We start from the raw sequence: 15,129 nt of genomic DNA, 5'->3' as shown, positions 1-15,129 counted from the left end.
AACCGGGCGCCAGGGTCTGCCCATGTTGAAACGCGTTGGCGCGGCGGCTGCGGTCTACGCCGTCGGGCAGTTGGCCAACCTGCTGTTCCAGGGGCTGCTGATGCAGCACTTGGGCGCGGCGCTGTACGCCGAGGTCGGCCTGGCCCACCTGCTGTTTCTCAGCGTGCTGTTCGTCGCCGATCTCGGCTATGCCTCGCTGTTTCTCCGCGAGCGGCCGGACGCCCCCGGATGGCTGCGGCGCTGGCGCCAGGCGCTGGGCCATCGCTTGCTGGCCAGTGTCCTGCTGTATGCGCTGGTGCTGCTCGGCTGGCGCCTGCATTACGGGCCCGGCAGCGCGGGGCTCGACTATCTGTGGGCGGCGGCGCCGGCGGCAGTGTTCGCCCTGGGCAACTGCGCCGCGCCGTTCATGGCCCGTGGCGAGCGCCTGCGCGGGGTCGCCATGCAGCAGATCGCCTGGCCGGTCGCGCTGCTGGCCGGCATCGTCGTGGCTGCCGGACTCCCCGGGCAGCCAGCGCTGGCCGCCGGCCTGGCGGTGAGCCTGGGCTACTTGGCGCAGGCATTGGTCAACCTGTACTGCTTCCGCCGTCCGGCGGCCCTGCTGCCGACCTTCGGCCGCGGCGAGCCGGCGTTGCTGCGCTCGGCGCTGCACATCGCCGCGATGGGCATCGCCGGCACCCTGCATGAGCGTCTGACGCCATTCCTGCTGGCGCCCCTGGTGCCGACCCTGATGCCGGCCTATCTGTTGCTCGGGCACCTGTTGAGCGGCCTGTCCGGGGTCTTCGTGCAGCTCAATCGCCTGCTCACCGCCGAAGCCAGCGCGCAAGCCAGTCAAGCCTGGGCCTCGCGCCTGGCGTCGCTGCTGCTGGTGGGCAGTGCCGGGCTGTTGCTGCTGGCGGCGGCCGGCGTGCTGCTGCGTGGCGTGCCGGCGGAGCTGGCGTTCTGGCAATTGGCGCTGCCGCTGCTGCTCGGCTGGAGCCTGTCCAGCGCCAGCGGCCTCGCCGCGGCGCTGCTGATCGGGCGTGGCCGCGAGCCGGTGCTGGCGCGGGCGATCCTCGCCGGCCTGGCCGTCAGCGCCGTGTTGCAACTCGGCGGCGCTGCGCTGGGGTCGGCCGAGATCATGCTCTGGGGCCGACTGTGCTGCCTGCTCGGGCTGGCCTGGCTGTCCCTGCGCCTGCTGGGGCAGCGCCTGAATCGCACCGGGATCGCCGTGTTGCTGGCCTGCCTGCTGCTCGCCGGCGCCAGCGTCAGCCTATTCTGCTGGGCCGCCAGCCTGGCGCTGTTCGGCGCGGCGCTGGCACGACTCGGCCGGCGCCGCCACGGGCTGTTCCGGCGCGCAAGGCCAACGGCCGTCGGCACTGGTCACGGGGAGCCGTTATGTGCGGAGTAGTGGCGCTGCGCTCCTGGCGCCCCGGCGATGACCTGCGCGCCCAGGCGTCCCGGGGACTGGAGGCGATCCGCCGGCGTGGCCCGGATGGCCAGGGACTGGTCCTGGAAACGGCGCCGGTGCCGACCGCGCTGGGTCACCGGCGCCTGTCGATCCTCGATCTGAGCACGGCGGCGGAGCAGCCGATGCGCTGCCCGCTGAGCGGCAACCTGCTGGCCTTCAACGGCGAGATCTACAACTTCCTCGAATTGCGCCGCGAATTGCAGGCGCTCGGCCATGTGTTCCACACCGACAGCGACAGCGAAGTGCTCTTGCAAGGCTGGCTGGCCTGGGGCGAGGGGCTGTTCCAGCGCTGCAACGGCATGTGGGCGCTGGTGCTCTGGGAGCGCGCCAGCGGCGACCTGGTGTATTGCCGCGACCGTCTCGGGGTCAAGCCGCTGTACCTGCACCACGACGGTCAACGGCTGATGCTGGCCAGCGAGATCGGCGCCATCGCCGCCATGCTCGGCGGCTACCCGCGGCCGGACCCCCAGGCCGCCTTCGACTTCCTCTGTGTCGGCCTCAGCGACCATGGCGGGCGCACCTTCTTCGACGGCATCCGCGCGGTGCAACCGGGCTGGGTGCATCGCCTCGACCGCCACGGTCGCGGCAGCGCGCGGCCCTATCACCAGTGGCCGCAGACGCCGCAGCCGGCGCCATCGGCGGACGAGTTGCAGGCGCTGGTGGAGGACGCCATCCGCGTGCGCCTGCGCGCCGACGTGCCGACGGTCAGCCTGCTTTCCGGGGGCCTCGACAGCTCCATCATCACCACCCTCAGCCTGGCTGCCGGGAACCTGCCGCGAACCTGTTTCGCCGGTGCCTTCACCTATGGCTACCTGGACGAGCTGGGGACGCGCTTCGACGAGACCGAGGCCGCCGCGCGACTGATGCGCGGCCTCGGACGCGAGGCGGCGCACCATGTCCAGCGGGTCGCCACGCTGCCCGACGAGGACGAGCTGCAGGCGCTGGTCGTCGCCCAGGGCGAGCCGTTCTGCACGCCGTCCATCCTCGCCAGCTTCCGCATGTACCGGGCGATTCGTCAGGCCGGCTACAAGGTGGTGCTGTCGGGGGAGGGCGCCGATGAGCTGTTCGGCGGCTACATCAAGCTGTACCAGGCACTGGCCGCCCGTGACGCCTTGCACGCCGGGCGAGCCGGACAGGTCCTGCGCGCCTGGCGCGATGCCGCGTTCGAGCCGCGACTGCTGCTCAACCGCCTCAGCTGGGATCTGCCGACGCCGCTGCTGGGCCGCCTGCTGCGGCGCCAGCGGCCGAGCGTCGCCTGCATCGCCGACGGTCTCTGGCACGCCCAGCAGGAGCGCTTCGCCGCGCTGCGCGAGGACCGCCGCGCGTCGCTGGACGGGCGCATGCGCGCGGACGTGCTGCGCACCAACCTGCCCATGGTGCTGCGCATGACCGATCGCAACAGCATGCATTTCGGCGTGGAAGTGCGCTCGCCCTTCATCGACTACCGCCTGGTCGAGCGCATGCTGGCGACCCCGGCGCAGACGCGCATGGGCGACCGGCGCGGCAAGGGCCTGTTGCGCGATGCCTTCGCCGGACGCCTGCCGGAGGCCGTGCTGCAGCAGCGCAAGAGCACCGGCTTCGGTCACGCCGAGCAGTTCCTGGTGCAGGCCATGCCCTGGCGCCAGGCGCTGGACGCCCTGCCCGAGGCGGCGAACGAGTTCATCGACGTCGGCCGCCTGCGTGCCGAGCTGGCGCGGGGTAACGGGCACAGCACCCTGTGGCTGGCGCTGTCCTTCGCCTTCTGGTACCGGAGCCTGTATGCCTGAGGCGCGGCGGTTCGAACTCGGCTTCGATCACGGCCAGTGCCGCTTCTGCGGCAGTAGCCTGGGGCAGCGCGAATTCTGGACGGAAACCTACGCCGGCAGCGGCCAGAGCCTGCGCCGCTGCGGTCACTGCGCCGGGGTCTACCTGGCGCCGGATTTCACCGCCGACGGTTTGCAGCGTTTCTACACGGAGCACTACCGGCGACTGTTTCCGGCCGAAGTGGCCTGGCGCGACAGTGCGCGCTTCTTCGCCTGGCGCGGTGACGCCGAGCTGGCGCGTCGGCGCCTGGCGCTGATCGCCGGCCAATTGCCGGCGGCGGCCAGGCTGTTCGAGATGGGCTCGGGATTCGGCGCCTTTCTCGGTGAAGCGGCGCGCCTGCGGGCGGACCTGCGCTTGAGCGCCAGCGAGCCGGACGCCAGCCATCGTCAGCGCTTGCTCGGCTCTGCGCGGGTCGCCTTCGTCGAGGGGCCGGGCGTGCTGCCCGACGCCAGCCTGGACGCCCTGGTCGCCTTCCATGTGCTCGAACACCTGGCCGATCCGCGCGGGTTCCTGGTCGAGGTCGCGCGCCTGCTGGCACCGGGCGGACTGGCCTGGATCGAGGTGCCGGACCTGTTCGCCGACTGGCGCTCGCGCAACTACGTGCAGCCGGCGCACCTGAGTTACTTCGATGCCGAGCTGTTGGCGCGCCTGGCGCGGGCGGCCGGCCTGGAGGTGCGTTACTGCGGCAGCCACCCGGCGGGCGGCGAGCTGGCGGAGAACCTCTGGCTGGAGCTGCACGCGGCGCACGGCAGCGGCGCGGCGCCGCTGGAGGCCGCCACGGCGGCGCGCCTCGCGGCCATCGACGGGCGCCTCGAACGGGTCGCCTGGGGTTGGCGCGAGCGTCTCAAACGGCTGCTCAAACGCACCGCGTTGGGCCTGCTCGGAGCCGGCCTGGTCGGCGAATGGCAGCGCTGGCGGCAGTACCGCCGCCGCCAGCGGGCGGAGGCGCCATGAGAAGACTCTGCTTGAGCCTGTTGATCCTCTGGGTGCACCTGGGCGACCTGGCGAGCGCCTGGCTGTATCACGGTGGCGCCTGGCCGCAGGCGGCGCAACTCCGCCCGCTGCGCGATCTGCTGAGCATCGCCCTGGCGCTGGCCTGCCTGCTCACCCTGCGTCTGCCGACGAAGCTGCTGCTGCCGATCCTCGCCTATGGCGCGCTGGCCGCGCTCTACCTGCTGGCCGGCTGGGGGGAGGGCATGGCCAGCGGCATCCTGGTCGGTTCCCTCGGCACCTTGCTGATCCCCATGCTGTTCTTCCTCGCCGGCTATTACGGCATCCGCGACCGCGTCGATCTGCGCCGCGCGGCGAGCCTGTTGCTGCTGCTGGGGATCGCCAGTGCGCTGTTCGGCGCCTGGGATCGCCAGCACAGTGAATTCTGGATCGAGGTCGTGCGCTACCCGGCCTACATCCTCGATGTGAAGGGGGTGCTCATCGGTGCCAACCCGGATACCGGCCTGCCGTGGAATTTCTACGGGGGCGAGGAGTTGCAGCGGCGCGCCGCCGGCCTGCTCGCCGCGCCGCTGGCCCAGGGCATGTTCCTGGCGGTCACTGCGCTGCTCGCGCTGGCCTTGCGCCCGCTCGGCGCGCGCTGGCTGGGCATGCTCCTGTGCGGCTTGCTCTTCGTAGGAATCTGGATGTCCGGCACGCGCGGCGCGATGCTCGCCGGCGGCATCGCCGTGCTCGGCTTTCTCGCCAGCGCCCGTGGCTTGTTGCGCAGCGCCTTTGCGCGGCTGGCGTTGAGCGCGGCAGCCTTGCTGGCGATCGCTTTCGCCTCCTACGGCATCGTGCAGATGAGCCTGGAGATGCGCGACGGCTCGACCGTCGGCCACTGGATGGCGTTGCAGAAGAACCTCGCCGACCTGCCCCAGGTGTGGCTGCTCGGCGCCGGGCTCGGCCACCAGGGCGGCATCGCCGCGCAGAACGGTCTGTCGATGGTCGGCGGCGGTGAGGGTGCGCTGTTCAGCGTGGCCTTCCAGCTCGGCGTACCGACGGCGCTGGTGTTCCTCGCCTTTTTCCTGTCCGTGGCCCAGCAGCTCTGGCGGGCCTATCGCCACACCGGCGACTCCCTGGCATTGGCCCTGTTCTGGCTGGCCCTGGGGATCGCCACCACTTTGATCAGTTCCGAGCATGTTCTGTCGGTCTCCGCAACGGCAGCCTTCTGGCTGATGTGTGGCGGCGCCTTGCGCGCCAACGCCGTCGCCGCTGCCGTCGCCGAGCCGCGCGTGGCTATGGAACCCGGGAGTATCGATGAATAAGCGCGTGCGGCTGTTGGGCTGCCCCCTTGACCTGCTCAGCCAGGCGCAACTGCTCGATCGCGTCGCCCAGGCGGTGGACGACGGCAAGCGCCTGCGGATCGAGGGCTTGAACGTGGCCAAACTGGTCGATGCGCGCTGCGACGATGCGCTGCTCAGTGCCCTGGAGGAGGCGGAGGTCGTGCATGTCGATGGCATGGGCATCTCCCTCGGCCTGGCCTGCCTGGGGCGCCGCGCGGCCGAGCGGGTCGCCGGCATCGATCTGATGCAGACGCTGTGCGCCGACGCGGCCCGGCGTGGCGCCTCGGTGTACTTGCTCGGCGCGCGCCCGGAGGTGGTCGCGCAGGCGGCGGTGCATCTGCGCGAGGCGCATCCGGGGTTGCAGATCAGCGGGGCCCGCGACGGCTATTTCGCCGTGGAAGACGAGCCGGAGGTGGTGGCCGACATCCGCGCCTCGGGCGCCGAACTGTTGTTCATCGGCATCAGTTCACCGAAGAAGGAACGCTTCCTGCGCGAGCACTGGCAAGCCCTGGGGGTCTCCATCGGCATGGGCGTCGGCGGCTCCTTCGACGTCATCTCCGGCCTGCTGCCGCGGGCGCCGCTATGGATGCAGCGTTGCGGTCTGGAATGGCTGTTCCACCTGCTGCTCGAGCCGCGCCGCCTGGCCGGGCGCTACTTGCGCACCAACCTGGTGTTCTTCTGGCTTCTGCTGCGCGCACGCCTGCGGCGCAGTAACGGCCTCGTCGGGGAAAGCCTGCAGCCATGAGCGCGGCGACCCAGGCCCGCCTGACGGCGCCGACCTGGCTGGTCGCGCTCTGCGTCCTCGGCTATCTGGCCTGCAGCCTGCAGCAGGTGGTGATCGGTCATTCCCTCGGCGTCGGCCTGTCGCTGGGTTCCATGCTGTTGCGCCTGTTCGCCGCCGGCATCGCGCTCTGGGCCCTGGCGCGGCATGGCGTGCCACGCCCGTTGCGCTTGCCCGGGCTGGCCATCCTTGCCTGCGCGCTGGCCCTGGGGTTATCGGTGCTGGCCTCCGAGCATGCCGACATCGCCAGCCGCCATGCGCTGCGCTACGGACTCGAACTGCTGTCGCTGTGGGCCATGCTGAACCTGGCGCTGGCCTGGCCGGCCTGTCTGCTGGCGGCGGCGCGGGCGGCGTTGATCGTGCTCTGGCTGGGCCTGGCGCTGGCCATTGCCGTGGCCCTGGACTTGCCGCAGGCGAAGAGCCTCTCGCTGGCCTTCCATGTGGCGGACACCTTCAAGTACCTGCCGCGGGTTTCCGGCTTCTACGAGCATCCGGCGTTGCTGGCGGCGAGCGGGGTGCTGGTCGCGCTGCTGGCCACGCAGCTCCTGCGCGAGGGCTACTGGAGCCGCCGCAGCTGGCTGGCGGCGCTGGGCGGGGCGCTGCTCGCGCTCTTGCTCAGCGGGGCGCGCAACCCCTTGCTGGCCCTGCTGGCGTTGCTCGGCCTGTGGCTCTGGCAGCGCCGTGGCGCGGCGCGCGCATGGCGCCTGGGGCTGCTGGCGTTGCTCGGCGTCGGCCTGCTGCTAGGGGGCGCGATCGCCAGCCGTTACGCGGAGATCACCAGTGCCAGCCGCGAAGGCTTCCTCACCGCCTTTTCCCTGGGTCGCACCTACCTCTGGGCTGGCGCATTCGAGGCCTGGCGCAGCCACCCCTGGTTCGGCCTCGGCGCGGGTGTCTACCAGTACCTGGTGCCGGACTACACCGGCGGGCGTTTCGACCGCGGCGAACTGCACGCGCACAACCTCGTGCTGGGCGTGCTCTCGGAGACCGGGCTGGTCGGACTGCTGGCCTGCCTGTTCCTGCTCTATGCGCTTTGGCGCCCCTGGCTGAGCCAGCGTGGCGCGCCCGGACGCGGCTGGGCGCTGGCCTGGCTGCTGGCGCTGCTGAGCCTGGGGCTCTTCGATTTCTACCTGCCCTTCTACAGTTTCACCCTGCACGCCGCGCTGGCCGTCGCCTTGCTCTACGCGCTCTATCCTGGCGCGCGCGCTGGCGCCATGCCCGGGCCTTGAGGCTCAGGCATCGCGATGCCCGGCGAGGAAGCGCCCGAAGCCGGTCTGTTTGCCCAGTTCCTCGGCGAAGCCCTGTTCGCGGCGGTAGGCGATGCGGCCGTTGATCAGGGTGGCCTCCACCGCGGCGTCGTTGCGCTTGACCAGGCGCGGCAGGCCGAGGACTTCCATGGGCGCGACGCTGACCGCGTCGAGTTCTTCGGTGAGGCCTTCGGGATTGACGATGGCCAGGTCGGCGCGGTCGCCGACGCGGATGTAGCCGGCGTCGATGCCGGCGAAGTCAGCCAGCTCGCCGGTCAGCCGGCGCACCGCGTGGCTGACCGACATGAAGGGCGTGCCGGCCAGTTCGGCATCGCGCACGTACTTGAGGAAACGCAGCGGGAAGTTGTACTGGGCGTGCGAGGCCAGGTGCGCGCCGGAGTCGGCGAAGCCCGGCTGGGTCCAGGGGCTGGCCAGCAGGCGCTGCATGATCTGCGGGCGGTGGTTGCCGTAGCAGGTGTTCCATTTCAGCGCTTCGCGGTACTCGCCGGCCAGGTCGAAGAAGGCGTCCACCGCATCCTGGCCGCGCTCCCGGCCGATCTCCTCGAAGTTGCGCCCGACCAGGCGTGCGTCCGGGCACTCGATCACCCAGCAGTCGGACAGGTCGCGATGCCACAGGCCACGGCTGAAGGTGGCTTTGAGGTCGCGCTTGAAGCGGGCGCGGAAGGCTGGCTCGCGGATGCGCGCATAGAGGGTTTCCGGGTCTTTGATATCGCGCAGGGTTTCGCCGGCGCCGAACTCCTCGAAGCCGTTCATGTTCAGCCCTTCGATGCGCACGTTGAACGGCGCCGGCAGGGTCTGCCAGCGGAAGTGCCCGCGCAGCAAGCGGTTCGCCAGCCAGCCGGAGGCGCGGGTGATGCGGTGCATGAACGGCTGCGACTTGAGGTCGAGGGCGGTGAGCATCGAGCATTTCAGCGGCCGGCGGAACCAGCCGTGGGCCTGCCAGAGGAAGGCGAACACGTTGATCTTGGTCACCGCGTTGGGCGCGCCCTGCATCAGCGCGCCGCGCCGGCGCAGCACGGCGAACAGGCGCGAGAATTCCCGCCAGCCGGCGAAGGTGGAGGGCAGCGGGCTGGACCAGGCGCGTTCGCCGTCCATCTTGTCGAGGCGCGTGGTCATCACCGACAGGCCGATGCAGCCGGCGTCCAGCGCTTCTTCGAGCAGTTGCTCCATGCGCTGCAGCTCGGCCTCGCTGGGCTTCACCTTGCGGGTGGCGCGCGCCAGGCCCATGACCGCCACGCGCAGTTCCGAGTGGCCGAGGAAGGAGCACAGGTTCGGCCCCAGCGCCTGGCGCTCGTAGAAGGCTCGGTAGCCGGCGGCGTCGCGCCAGTTGCGTTTCTCGCGGAGGATCGGCAGCACGCACTCGCGCGGCACCGCTTCGACGCGGGTGAACAGGTCCGAGCAGTCTTCCGCCTCGCCCAGCACCATGCTGATCGAACAGGAACCCAGGGCCACGCTGGTGACGCCATGGCGCACCGATTCCTTCAGCGCCGGCGCGGCGATGGCCTCGGCGTCGTAGTGCGAGTGGATTTCGAGGAAGCCGGGGGTGACCCAGCGGCCGCTGGCGTCGAGCACCTGCGGGCAGCCGCTTTCCTCCAGCGGGGAGGCGCTGAGGGTGTCGATGCGTCCGGCGCGGATGCCCAGGTGGCGCGGTACGCCGGGGGCGCCGCTGCCGTCGAAGTAGAGGCCGTTCTTGATGATGATGTCGTAGCTCACGTCAGGCTCCAGGGTGACAGCAAAAGGGTCCCGCTGAGCAACAGCAGGGCATGGATGGCGAAGCGCACTTGGCGCTCGGCGAAACGCTGGTGCAGGCGTTCGCCGAGCCACAGACCGAGGGGCAGCAAGGGTGCGTAGGCGAGTACCCGCGGCAGTGCCGGGAGCAGCCGGCCATCGTGGAGGAAGGCCAGGCTGAGCAGGCTGTTCAGGCTGAACCAGACGCTCACCAGGGTGGCGCGCAAGCGCGACTTGTCCAGCCGCTGGCTGGCCAGGGCGTAGACCAGCAGCGGCCCGCCGGACGCGAACAGGCCATGGCAGATGCCCGCCGCGGTGCTGGCCAGGCGCAGCACCCAGCCGGGGGTATGGCCGCTGGGCGCGTTGCCGGCGAGCAATTGGCGGATTTCACGGGCGGCGAACCAGAGGATCAGCAGGCCCAGGCCGCGCTTGAGCAGCGCCGGGTCGAGCCAGGGCAGCAGCAGGTAGCCGACCAGGGTGCCCAGCAGCAGGCCGGGCAGCAGGCTGCCGAACAGCAGGCGGGTGTCGATCAGGCGGTGGTGGCGACACACCAGGTAGCCGCTGAGGGCGACGTTCAGCGGCAGCAGGATCGGCAGCAGGCGATCGACCGGCATCAGCAGCGCGCCGAGGGACAGCGCCACCACCACGCTGCCGAAGCCGGTCAGCGCTTCGAGCGTATAGGCCAGCAGGATGAAGGCGCCGAGGGCGAAGGCGGGAGCGGACATGCGCGGGACTCAGCGGCGGCTGTCGGCGAGCGCCGGGACGAGCGCCGGCGCGCGGCGCGACCAGTACAGCGCCAGGGCCAGCCCGGAGAGCAGTTGCCAGCAGCCCCAGAAGGCGGCGATCAGCAGCATGCCGCCGGCCTGCGGGAAGAACGTCAGGATCAGGGCCATGCCCAGCGCGGAATTGTGGATGCCGCTTTCCAGGGTCACCGCGCGCACGTCGGCTTCTTCCAGCCGGCTCAGGCGCGCGCAGAGGTAGCCGAGCAGCAGGGCGCTGCCGTTGAGCAGCAGGACCAGCCAGAAGAAGGTCTGGAAGTGCGCGATGAACTGGCGATAGTTGCCGGCGAACGCCGCGCCGACGAAGGCCAGCAGCACCAGCAGCGAGAGGCTGCGCAAGGGGCGTTCCAGACGCCTCGCCAGGTGCGGCCGGCGCCGGCCCAGGGCCATGCCGGCGAGCAGCGGCAGGAGCAGCACCAGCACGACCATGGCGAGCAGTTGCAGCGGCTCGATGCTGATCTGCGTGAGCAGCGCGCGAGTGCCGGGCGCGAGTCCGGCGTAGAGGGCGAAGTTGAGCGGCGTGAAGAGTCCTGCACAGAGGCTGGAGACGCCGGTGACGCTGGCGGAGACGGCGACGTTACCGCGCGCCAGCCAGGTCATGACATTGGAGAAGGCGCCGCTCGGGCAGGTCGCGACCAGCAGCATGCCCAGGGCCAGTTCGGGCTCGATGGGCAGCAGGTTGGCGAGCAGGCAGGCGCCGGCCGGCAGCAGCAGGAATTGCACCAGCATGCCGATCAGCGGCGCTTTGGGCGCGCGCAGGATGCGCAGGAAGTCCTCGCTGCGCAGTTCCAGGGCCAGGCCGAACATCATCAACGCGAGAATCCCGTTGAGTGCCAGCATGGAGGCGGCGGAAAATTCCAGGTGGACGCTGGGCATCAGACCGCTCCTCGCAGGATCGGCGGGGTGCGGCGGGGAGCCGGCAAGGCGGCGGAGCAGGGTAGGTTGGGCATGCAAGGCGTTCCGATTTGTCTTTCTCGTTGTAGTTCGCAAGCATAGGGGCCCGTCGTGGCCGGCGTATCGGCTCAATCAGGACCTTTTACGGTTAATTCAGGACCATGAATCAGTCGCCCTCGGTCACCATCCATTACGCCCAAGGCATCCTCCAGGCCGCCGAGCGCCTCGGCCTGGCGCTGCCGCCCGGCCTGCGCGAACTGGGCCGCGAGGCGCGTATCCCGCTGGCGCGCCAGGACGAGCTGTGGGAAGCCTTGTGCGCCAGCAGCGGCGATGCGCTGATCGGCCTGCGCCTGGGCAGTGCCTTGCAGGTCGGCCATCTGGATATGCTCGGCGCCTTGCTGATGAGCTGCGAAACCCTTGGCGAGGCCCTTGAGGCGTTGCTGGAGTACTACCCGATCATCGGCGAAGGCAGCGATTTCAGCCTGGAGCGCGCCGGCCAGGCGGTCAGCCTGGGCTACCGGCCGAGCTACCAGCGGCGTCGCGCCGAGCGGGTTGAAGCGGTGCTCGCCAGTCTGGTCCACCTGACCGCCTGGATCACCGGCGGCCGGGTGCGCCCGCAACGGCTGCTGATCGCCCATGCGGCGCCCGCCGAGGTCGAGCGTTACACCGAGCTGCTCGGTGTCACGCCGCTGTTCGATGCCTCGGTGAATGCCCTGCAATTCGCCCCGGCGGACCTGGGCGTGGTGCTGATTCAGGCCAATGCGCCGATGCGCGAACACCTGCGCGCGCTGGCCGACGCGCAGTTGCAGCGGCTCGGCGCGCAAAGTCTGGCCGCCCGCGTGGAGCAACTGCTGCGCGCGTATCCCGACTGGGGCAAGGAGCGCATCGCCGAGCAGTTGCAGCTCAGCGGCCGCCACCTGAACCGCAAGCTGGCGGAGCAGGGCAGCAGCTTCAAGCTGCTGCGCGAGCAGGTGCTCTACGCCATGGCCGAACGGCTGCTGCGCGAATCGCCGCGCCTGGCGGACGTCGCCGAACGCCTCGGCTTCTGCGACGAAAGCGCGTTCGCCAAGGCCTTCCGCCGCTGGAGCGGGATGACGCCGGGGCAGTTTCGCCAGTCGCTCGAGTGAGCCGCCACGGCGTCGGCGAGGAAAACCTTCGCTCCCGGGCTTTCTCAGCGCCAGGCTGCTCCGGTAGCATTCGCGCCGGCCTGGCTTTGTGCCAGGCCACCCGCCGGTGCGCCGGCCGCTTCCTTGTTCGACGGCTAGTCAAGAGATCGTATTCATGCAGGTTCAAATCGAGCTGGAACGGCGGTTCTGGTTCCTGATAGTGGTCGCGCTGTTGTCGTTGCTCTGCCTGTGGGGCATCGGCGACATTGCCTTCGTCAGCCTCAACGAAGCGCGGCGCGCGGTGACCGTGCGCGAGATGTTCCAGTCCCACGACTGGCTGCTGCCGCGCATGAACGACGAGTTGTATCTGGCCAAGCCGCCGTTGTTCTACTGGCTGGCGCTGCTGCCGGTGAGCCTGTTCGGTGCGGTCTCGGAATGGGCCGTGCGCCTGCCGTCGGCGCTGTTCGCCCTGGCCTCGATGGGCGGCGCCTACTACTGGGGCAGCCGTCTCGGCGGACGCGGCATGGGCATCTTCGCCAGCCTGTTCCTCGCCGCCAACGCCAGCTTCAGCCAGTTCGCCCGCGGCGCCGAGATCGAGATGACGCTGACCGGCTTCTGCTTCCTCTCGCTGCTCTGCGCCTGGGTCTACATCTTCCATGACGGGCGCCGGCGCTGGTCGATCCTCAGCTACCTCCTGCTCGGTGGCGGCCTGTTGACCAAGGGCCCGGTCTGCCTGTTGCTGGTGACCCTGCCGGTGCTGCTGTTCTCGCTGCTGCAGCGCGGCACGCGCGCACGCCAGTATCTGTGCGACCTGCCAGGCTGGCTGATCGCCCTGGGGCTGGGTGTGTCCTGGTACCTGGTGGTGACCCTGCACGAGGGCCTGGGCGTATGGCAGGCGATCTTCAAGCAGGACATCATCGACAAGGTCAGCGGTCAGGCGCCTGACCACTGGTACGCCTACCTGCTGTATGTCGGCGGCGACTTCTTCCCCTTCCTGCTGATACTGCTGGTGCGCCCGCGCCAGCTCTGGCGGCAGATCAAGGACAACCCGCAGCTCAAGCTGCTGCTCTGTAGCGTGCTGGCACCGCTGCTGGTGTTCTCGCTGTTCAGCGACAAGCACGCCAAGTACCTGCTGCCGGCCTATCCGCTGTTCGCCCTGCTGCTGGCCTTGCACTGGATGCAGGTGCTCGGCGCCCTGGGCGGCTGGAAGCGCCGCGTCCTGCTGTGGACGCCGCTGGTCCTGGTGGCCTGCTTCGTCGGCTTCTTCACGCTGGCGCAGGCGCGGGTGTTCGCCTACCGGGTCGAGGCCCTGCCGGCGATCACTCGCGTCGCCGAGGCGCATGCCGAGCTGCCGCTGTATACCCTCGGCGTGCCCGACATGCGCCTGGTCTACTACGCCGGCCGGCCGGTGCGCACGCTGAACCCGGAGGCGCTGGCCAGCGTCGACAAGGGCCTGCTCTTCGTCGAAGGCAAACTGCCCGAGACGCTCGCGCTCGACCCGCGCTGCGTACAGCCGCCGGTCAAGCGCTACCTGAGCAAACGCAAGGATCTGCAGGTGGTGCTGCTCGGCAGCGCCTGCGCCGCGCCGCCGGCCGTGGCGAACTGAGCGCAGGATGCGCGCCCCACCAAGTTTGCCCAGAGGCAGCGCCAGTCCCGCCGGGTTCGCGCTCCGGGGCGTTGGCCAGGGTGGCTCAGGGCTCGTTGGTTTCGCCCAGTTGCGCATCGACGCTTTCGTCGATGCTCACGCCGTGGCGGAAGCGGTGATAGAGGAAGCCTCCCAGCGCGCCGGATATCACGAACAGCACCAGTGCGCCGCCGATGCGCAAGGTGGGATCGACATTCACGCCACTGCCGACCAGGGCGAAGATCAGGCTCTGCGGCAGATAGCCGATGAAGGTGGCGGCGAGGAACGGCAGCAGCCGCGCACTGGAAATGCCGGCGGCGAGGTTGGTGAGGATATTGCTGCCGACCGGTAACAGGCGGATCAGCAAGGTCATGGCGAAGGGGTGTTGGTGGATGAACCGGTCGAAGCGCGCGGCCCTACCGCCCAGGCGCTTCTGCAACGGGCCACGGCCGAAGAAGCGCGCATAGACGAAGGTGGCCAGGCAGCCGAGCAATGCGGCCAGGGTGCCGAGCAGGGTGCCGGAGAGCAGGCCGAAGGCGTAGCCGGCGAGGAAGCCGATGATCTGCCGGGGCAGGCCGAGGGCGGTGAACAGCGTGCCCATGGCGAGGAACAGCAAGGTGCCTTCGACGCCGTGTCCGCGGACGTGGGCATCGATCCAGGCCTCATTGGCGGCGTTGCCCAGGTCGCTGCTGTTGAACAGGTAACCGAGCAGCGCCAGGCTGAGCATCAGTCCCGCCCCTTTGAGCAATACCCGTGCGCTCAGCATTGCCTGGCTCCGGCCGCCTCGGCGGAGCGGTGGGCGGCAGCCCGTGGCTGATGGTGGATGGCTGGTCTCGACATGCGTGTTCTCTTTCTCAGGCGTGCGGCTTTCATTTCCGAGCATAGCCAGGGTTGGCGCCCGGCGAAGCGCGGCGCCGCCGGGCGAGCGTCGGCGTGCGGATCACTCGGCGCGCCAGACCAGCGCGGCCTGGCCTAACGCCTGCCCTTGGGCATCCTGCAATTGCCAGAGCTCGCCGTTGACGATACGGAAGGCTTGGCCGTCGCGGGTGAGGCGGATGCCGCCGTAGCCGCTGGCATAACCGTGCTGTTTCACCGCGGCGAGAATCGCGTCGCGGTCTTCCTGGGCGTCCGGCCCCGCGCTCAGGCGCGAGGGCAGGCCGATGAAGGCTTCCTCGCTGTAGCCGAAGGCGCCACGGGCGGCGGCGTTGACGTAGATGAAGCGTGGGTCGGCGCTGGCGTCATGGGCCAGCAGGGCGAACGGCGCCTGCTCGTCGATCCAGCGCAGGCGCTGCGCTTCCGGGCCCTGGTAGAGGCCCTCGGCGAGGGACTGGCCGCGGTAATGACGGTAGGCGTCGTCGATGCGCTGCAGCAGGTGCAGCCTGTTCAGGGGGGCGCTCATGGCGATTGTCGGCTCGGCGGTCGATGGCGG

13 protein-coding genes are annotated in these 15,129 nt (G+C 70.1%); 8 read left to right on the top strand and 5 right to left on the bottom strand.

Features of this window, described 5'->3' with window-relative positions:
- Positions 1 to 22: 22 nt before the first annotated feature.
- Genes BLQ74_RS22420 through BLQ74_RS22395 form a run of 6 tightly spaced genes read left to right on the top strand, consistent with a single transcriptional unit; the run spans position 23 to position 7,530 of the window.
- On the top strand, positions 23 to 1,387 hold the full coding sequence (locus BLQ74_RS22420) for a hypothetical protein (protein ID WP_090266709.1): 1,365 nt from the start codon (positions 23 to 25) through the stop codon (positions 1,385 to 1,387).
- Entirely contained in the window at positions 1,375 to 3,213 is a 1,839-nt protein-coding gene (gene asnB / locus BLQ74_RS22415; RefSeq protein ID WP_090266706.1) for an asparagine synthase (glutamine-hydrolyzing), read from the top strand. The genes BLQ74_RS22420 and asnB overlap by 13 nt, the downstream gene beginning before the upstream one ends.
- Complete coding sequence (locus BLQ74_RS22410; protein ID WP_090266702.1) at positions 3,206 to 4,204, top strand: class I SAM-dependent methyltransferase; 999 nt, start codon at positions 3,206 to 3,208, stop codon at positions 4,202 to 4,204. Before asnB ends, BLQ74_RS22410 begins: the two co-directional genes overlap by 8 nt.
- Positions 4,201 to 5,505, top strand: a complete 1,305-nt coding sequence (locus BLQ74_RS22405) for a hypothetical protein (RefSeq protein WP_212633159.1) — start codon at positions 4,201 to 4,203, stop codon at positions 5,503 to 5,505. The genes BLQ74_RS22410 and BLQ74_RS22405 overlap by 4 nt, the downstream gene beginning before the upstream one ends.
- Entirely contained in the window at positions 5,498 to 6,268 is a 771-nt protein-coding gene (locus tag BLQ74_RS22400) for a WecB/TagA/CpsF family glycosyltransferase (RefSeq protein ID WP_090266699.1), read from the top strand. The genes BLQ74_RS22405 and BLQ74_RS22400 overlap by 8 nt, the downstream gene beginning before the upstream one ends.
- Positions 6,265 to 7,530, top strand: a complete 1,266-nt coding sequence (locus BLQ74_RS22395) for an O-antigen ligase family protein (RefSeq protein WP_090266696.1) — start codon at positions 6,265 to 6,267, stop codon at positions 7,528 to 7,530. Before BLQ74_RS22400 ends, BLQ74_RS22395 begins: the two co-directional genes overlap by 4 nt.
- 3 nt (positions 7,531 to 7,533) lie before the next feature.
- Here the strand turns inward: BLQ74_RS22395 and BLQ74_RS22390 are convergent, their stop codons facing one another.
- Genes BLQ74_RS22390 through BLQ74_RS22380 form a run of 3 tightly spaced genes read right to left on the bottom strand, consistent with a single transcriptional unit; the run spans position 7,534 to position 10,952 of the window.
- A complete protein-coding gene (locus BLQ74_RS22390; RefSeq protein ID WP_090266693.1) occupies positions 7,534 to 9,282 on the bottom strand; it encodes an N-acyl-D-amino-acid deacylase family protein in 1,749 nt (582 codons plus the stop codon).
- Positions 9,279 to 10,022 (bottom strand): TSUP family transporter, encoded by a 744-nt coding sequence (locus tag BLQ74_RS22385; protein ID WP_090266689.1) that lies wholly within the window; start codon positions 10,020 to 10,022, stop codon positions 9,279 to 9,281. Before BLQ74_RS22385 ends, BLQ74_RS22390 begins: the two co-directional genes overlap by 4 nt.
- Before the next feature lie 9 nt (positions 10,023 to 10,031).
- A complete protein-coding gene (locus BLQ74_RS22380) occupies positions 10,032 to 10,952 on the bottom strand; it encodes a bile acid:sodium symporter family protein (RefSeq protein ID WP_090266685.1) in 921 nt (306 codons plus the stop codon).
- Between the two features lie 179 nt (positions 10,953 to 11,131).
- Here BLQ74_RS22380 and BLQ74_RS22375 point away from each other — a divergent pair, with 179 nt between their 5' ends.
- Both BLQ74_RS22375 and BLQ74_RS22370 read left to right on the top strand, forming a co-directional pair.
- A complete protein-coding gene (locus tag BLQ74_RS22375; RefSeq protein WP_090266681.1) occupies positions 11,132 to 12,097 on the top strand; it encodes an AraC family transcriptional regulator in 966 nt (321 codons plus the stop codon).
- A 154-nt stretch (positions 12,098 to 12,251) separates the two neighbouring features.
- Positions 12,252 to 13,682: an ArnT family glycosyltransferase gene (locus BLQ74_RS22370; RefSeq protein WP_090266677.1), complete on the top strand. Its 1,431-nt coding sequence runs from the start codon at positions 12,252 to 12,254 to the stop codon at positions 13,680 to 13,682.
- Positions 13,683 to 13,767: 85 nt separating this feature from the next.
- Here BLQ74_RS22370 and BLQ74_RS22365 read toward each other — a convergent pair whose 3' ends face one another.
- Both BLQ74_RS22365 and BLQ74_RS22360 read right to left on the bottom strand, forming a co-directional pair.
- Positions 13,768 to 14,466, bottom strand: coding sequence for a TVP38/TMEM64 family protein (locus BLQ74_RS22365; RefSeq protein ID WP_212633158.1), 699 nt, complete (start codon positions 14,464 to 14,466; stop codon positions 13,768 to 13,770).
- 174 nt (positions 14,467 to 14,640) lie between these two features.
- Positions 14,641 to 15,099 carry an MEKHLA domain-containing protein gene (locus tag BLQ74_RS22360; RefSeq protein WP_090267064.1) on the bottom strand — a complete coding sequence of 153 codons (459 nt, stop codon included), beginning with the start codon at positions 15,097 to 15,099 and terminating at the stop codon, positions 14,641 to 14,643.
- Positions 15,100 to 15,129 lie beyond the last annotated feature (30 nt).

It is taken from the genome of Pseudomonas panipatensis (assembly GCF_900099785.1).
GTDB lineage: Bacteria > Pseudomonadota > Gammaproteobacteria > Pseudomonadales > Pseudomonadaceae > Pseudomonas > Pseudomonas panipatensis.
This window is presented reverse-complemented; position numbering and strand designations above follow the sequence as displayed.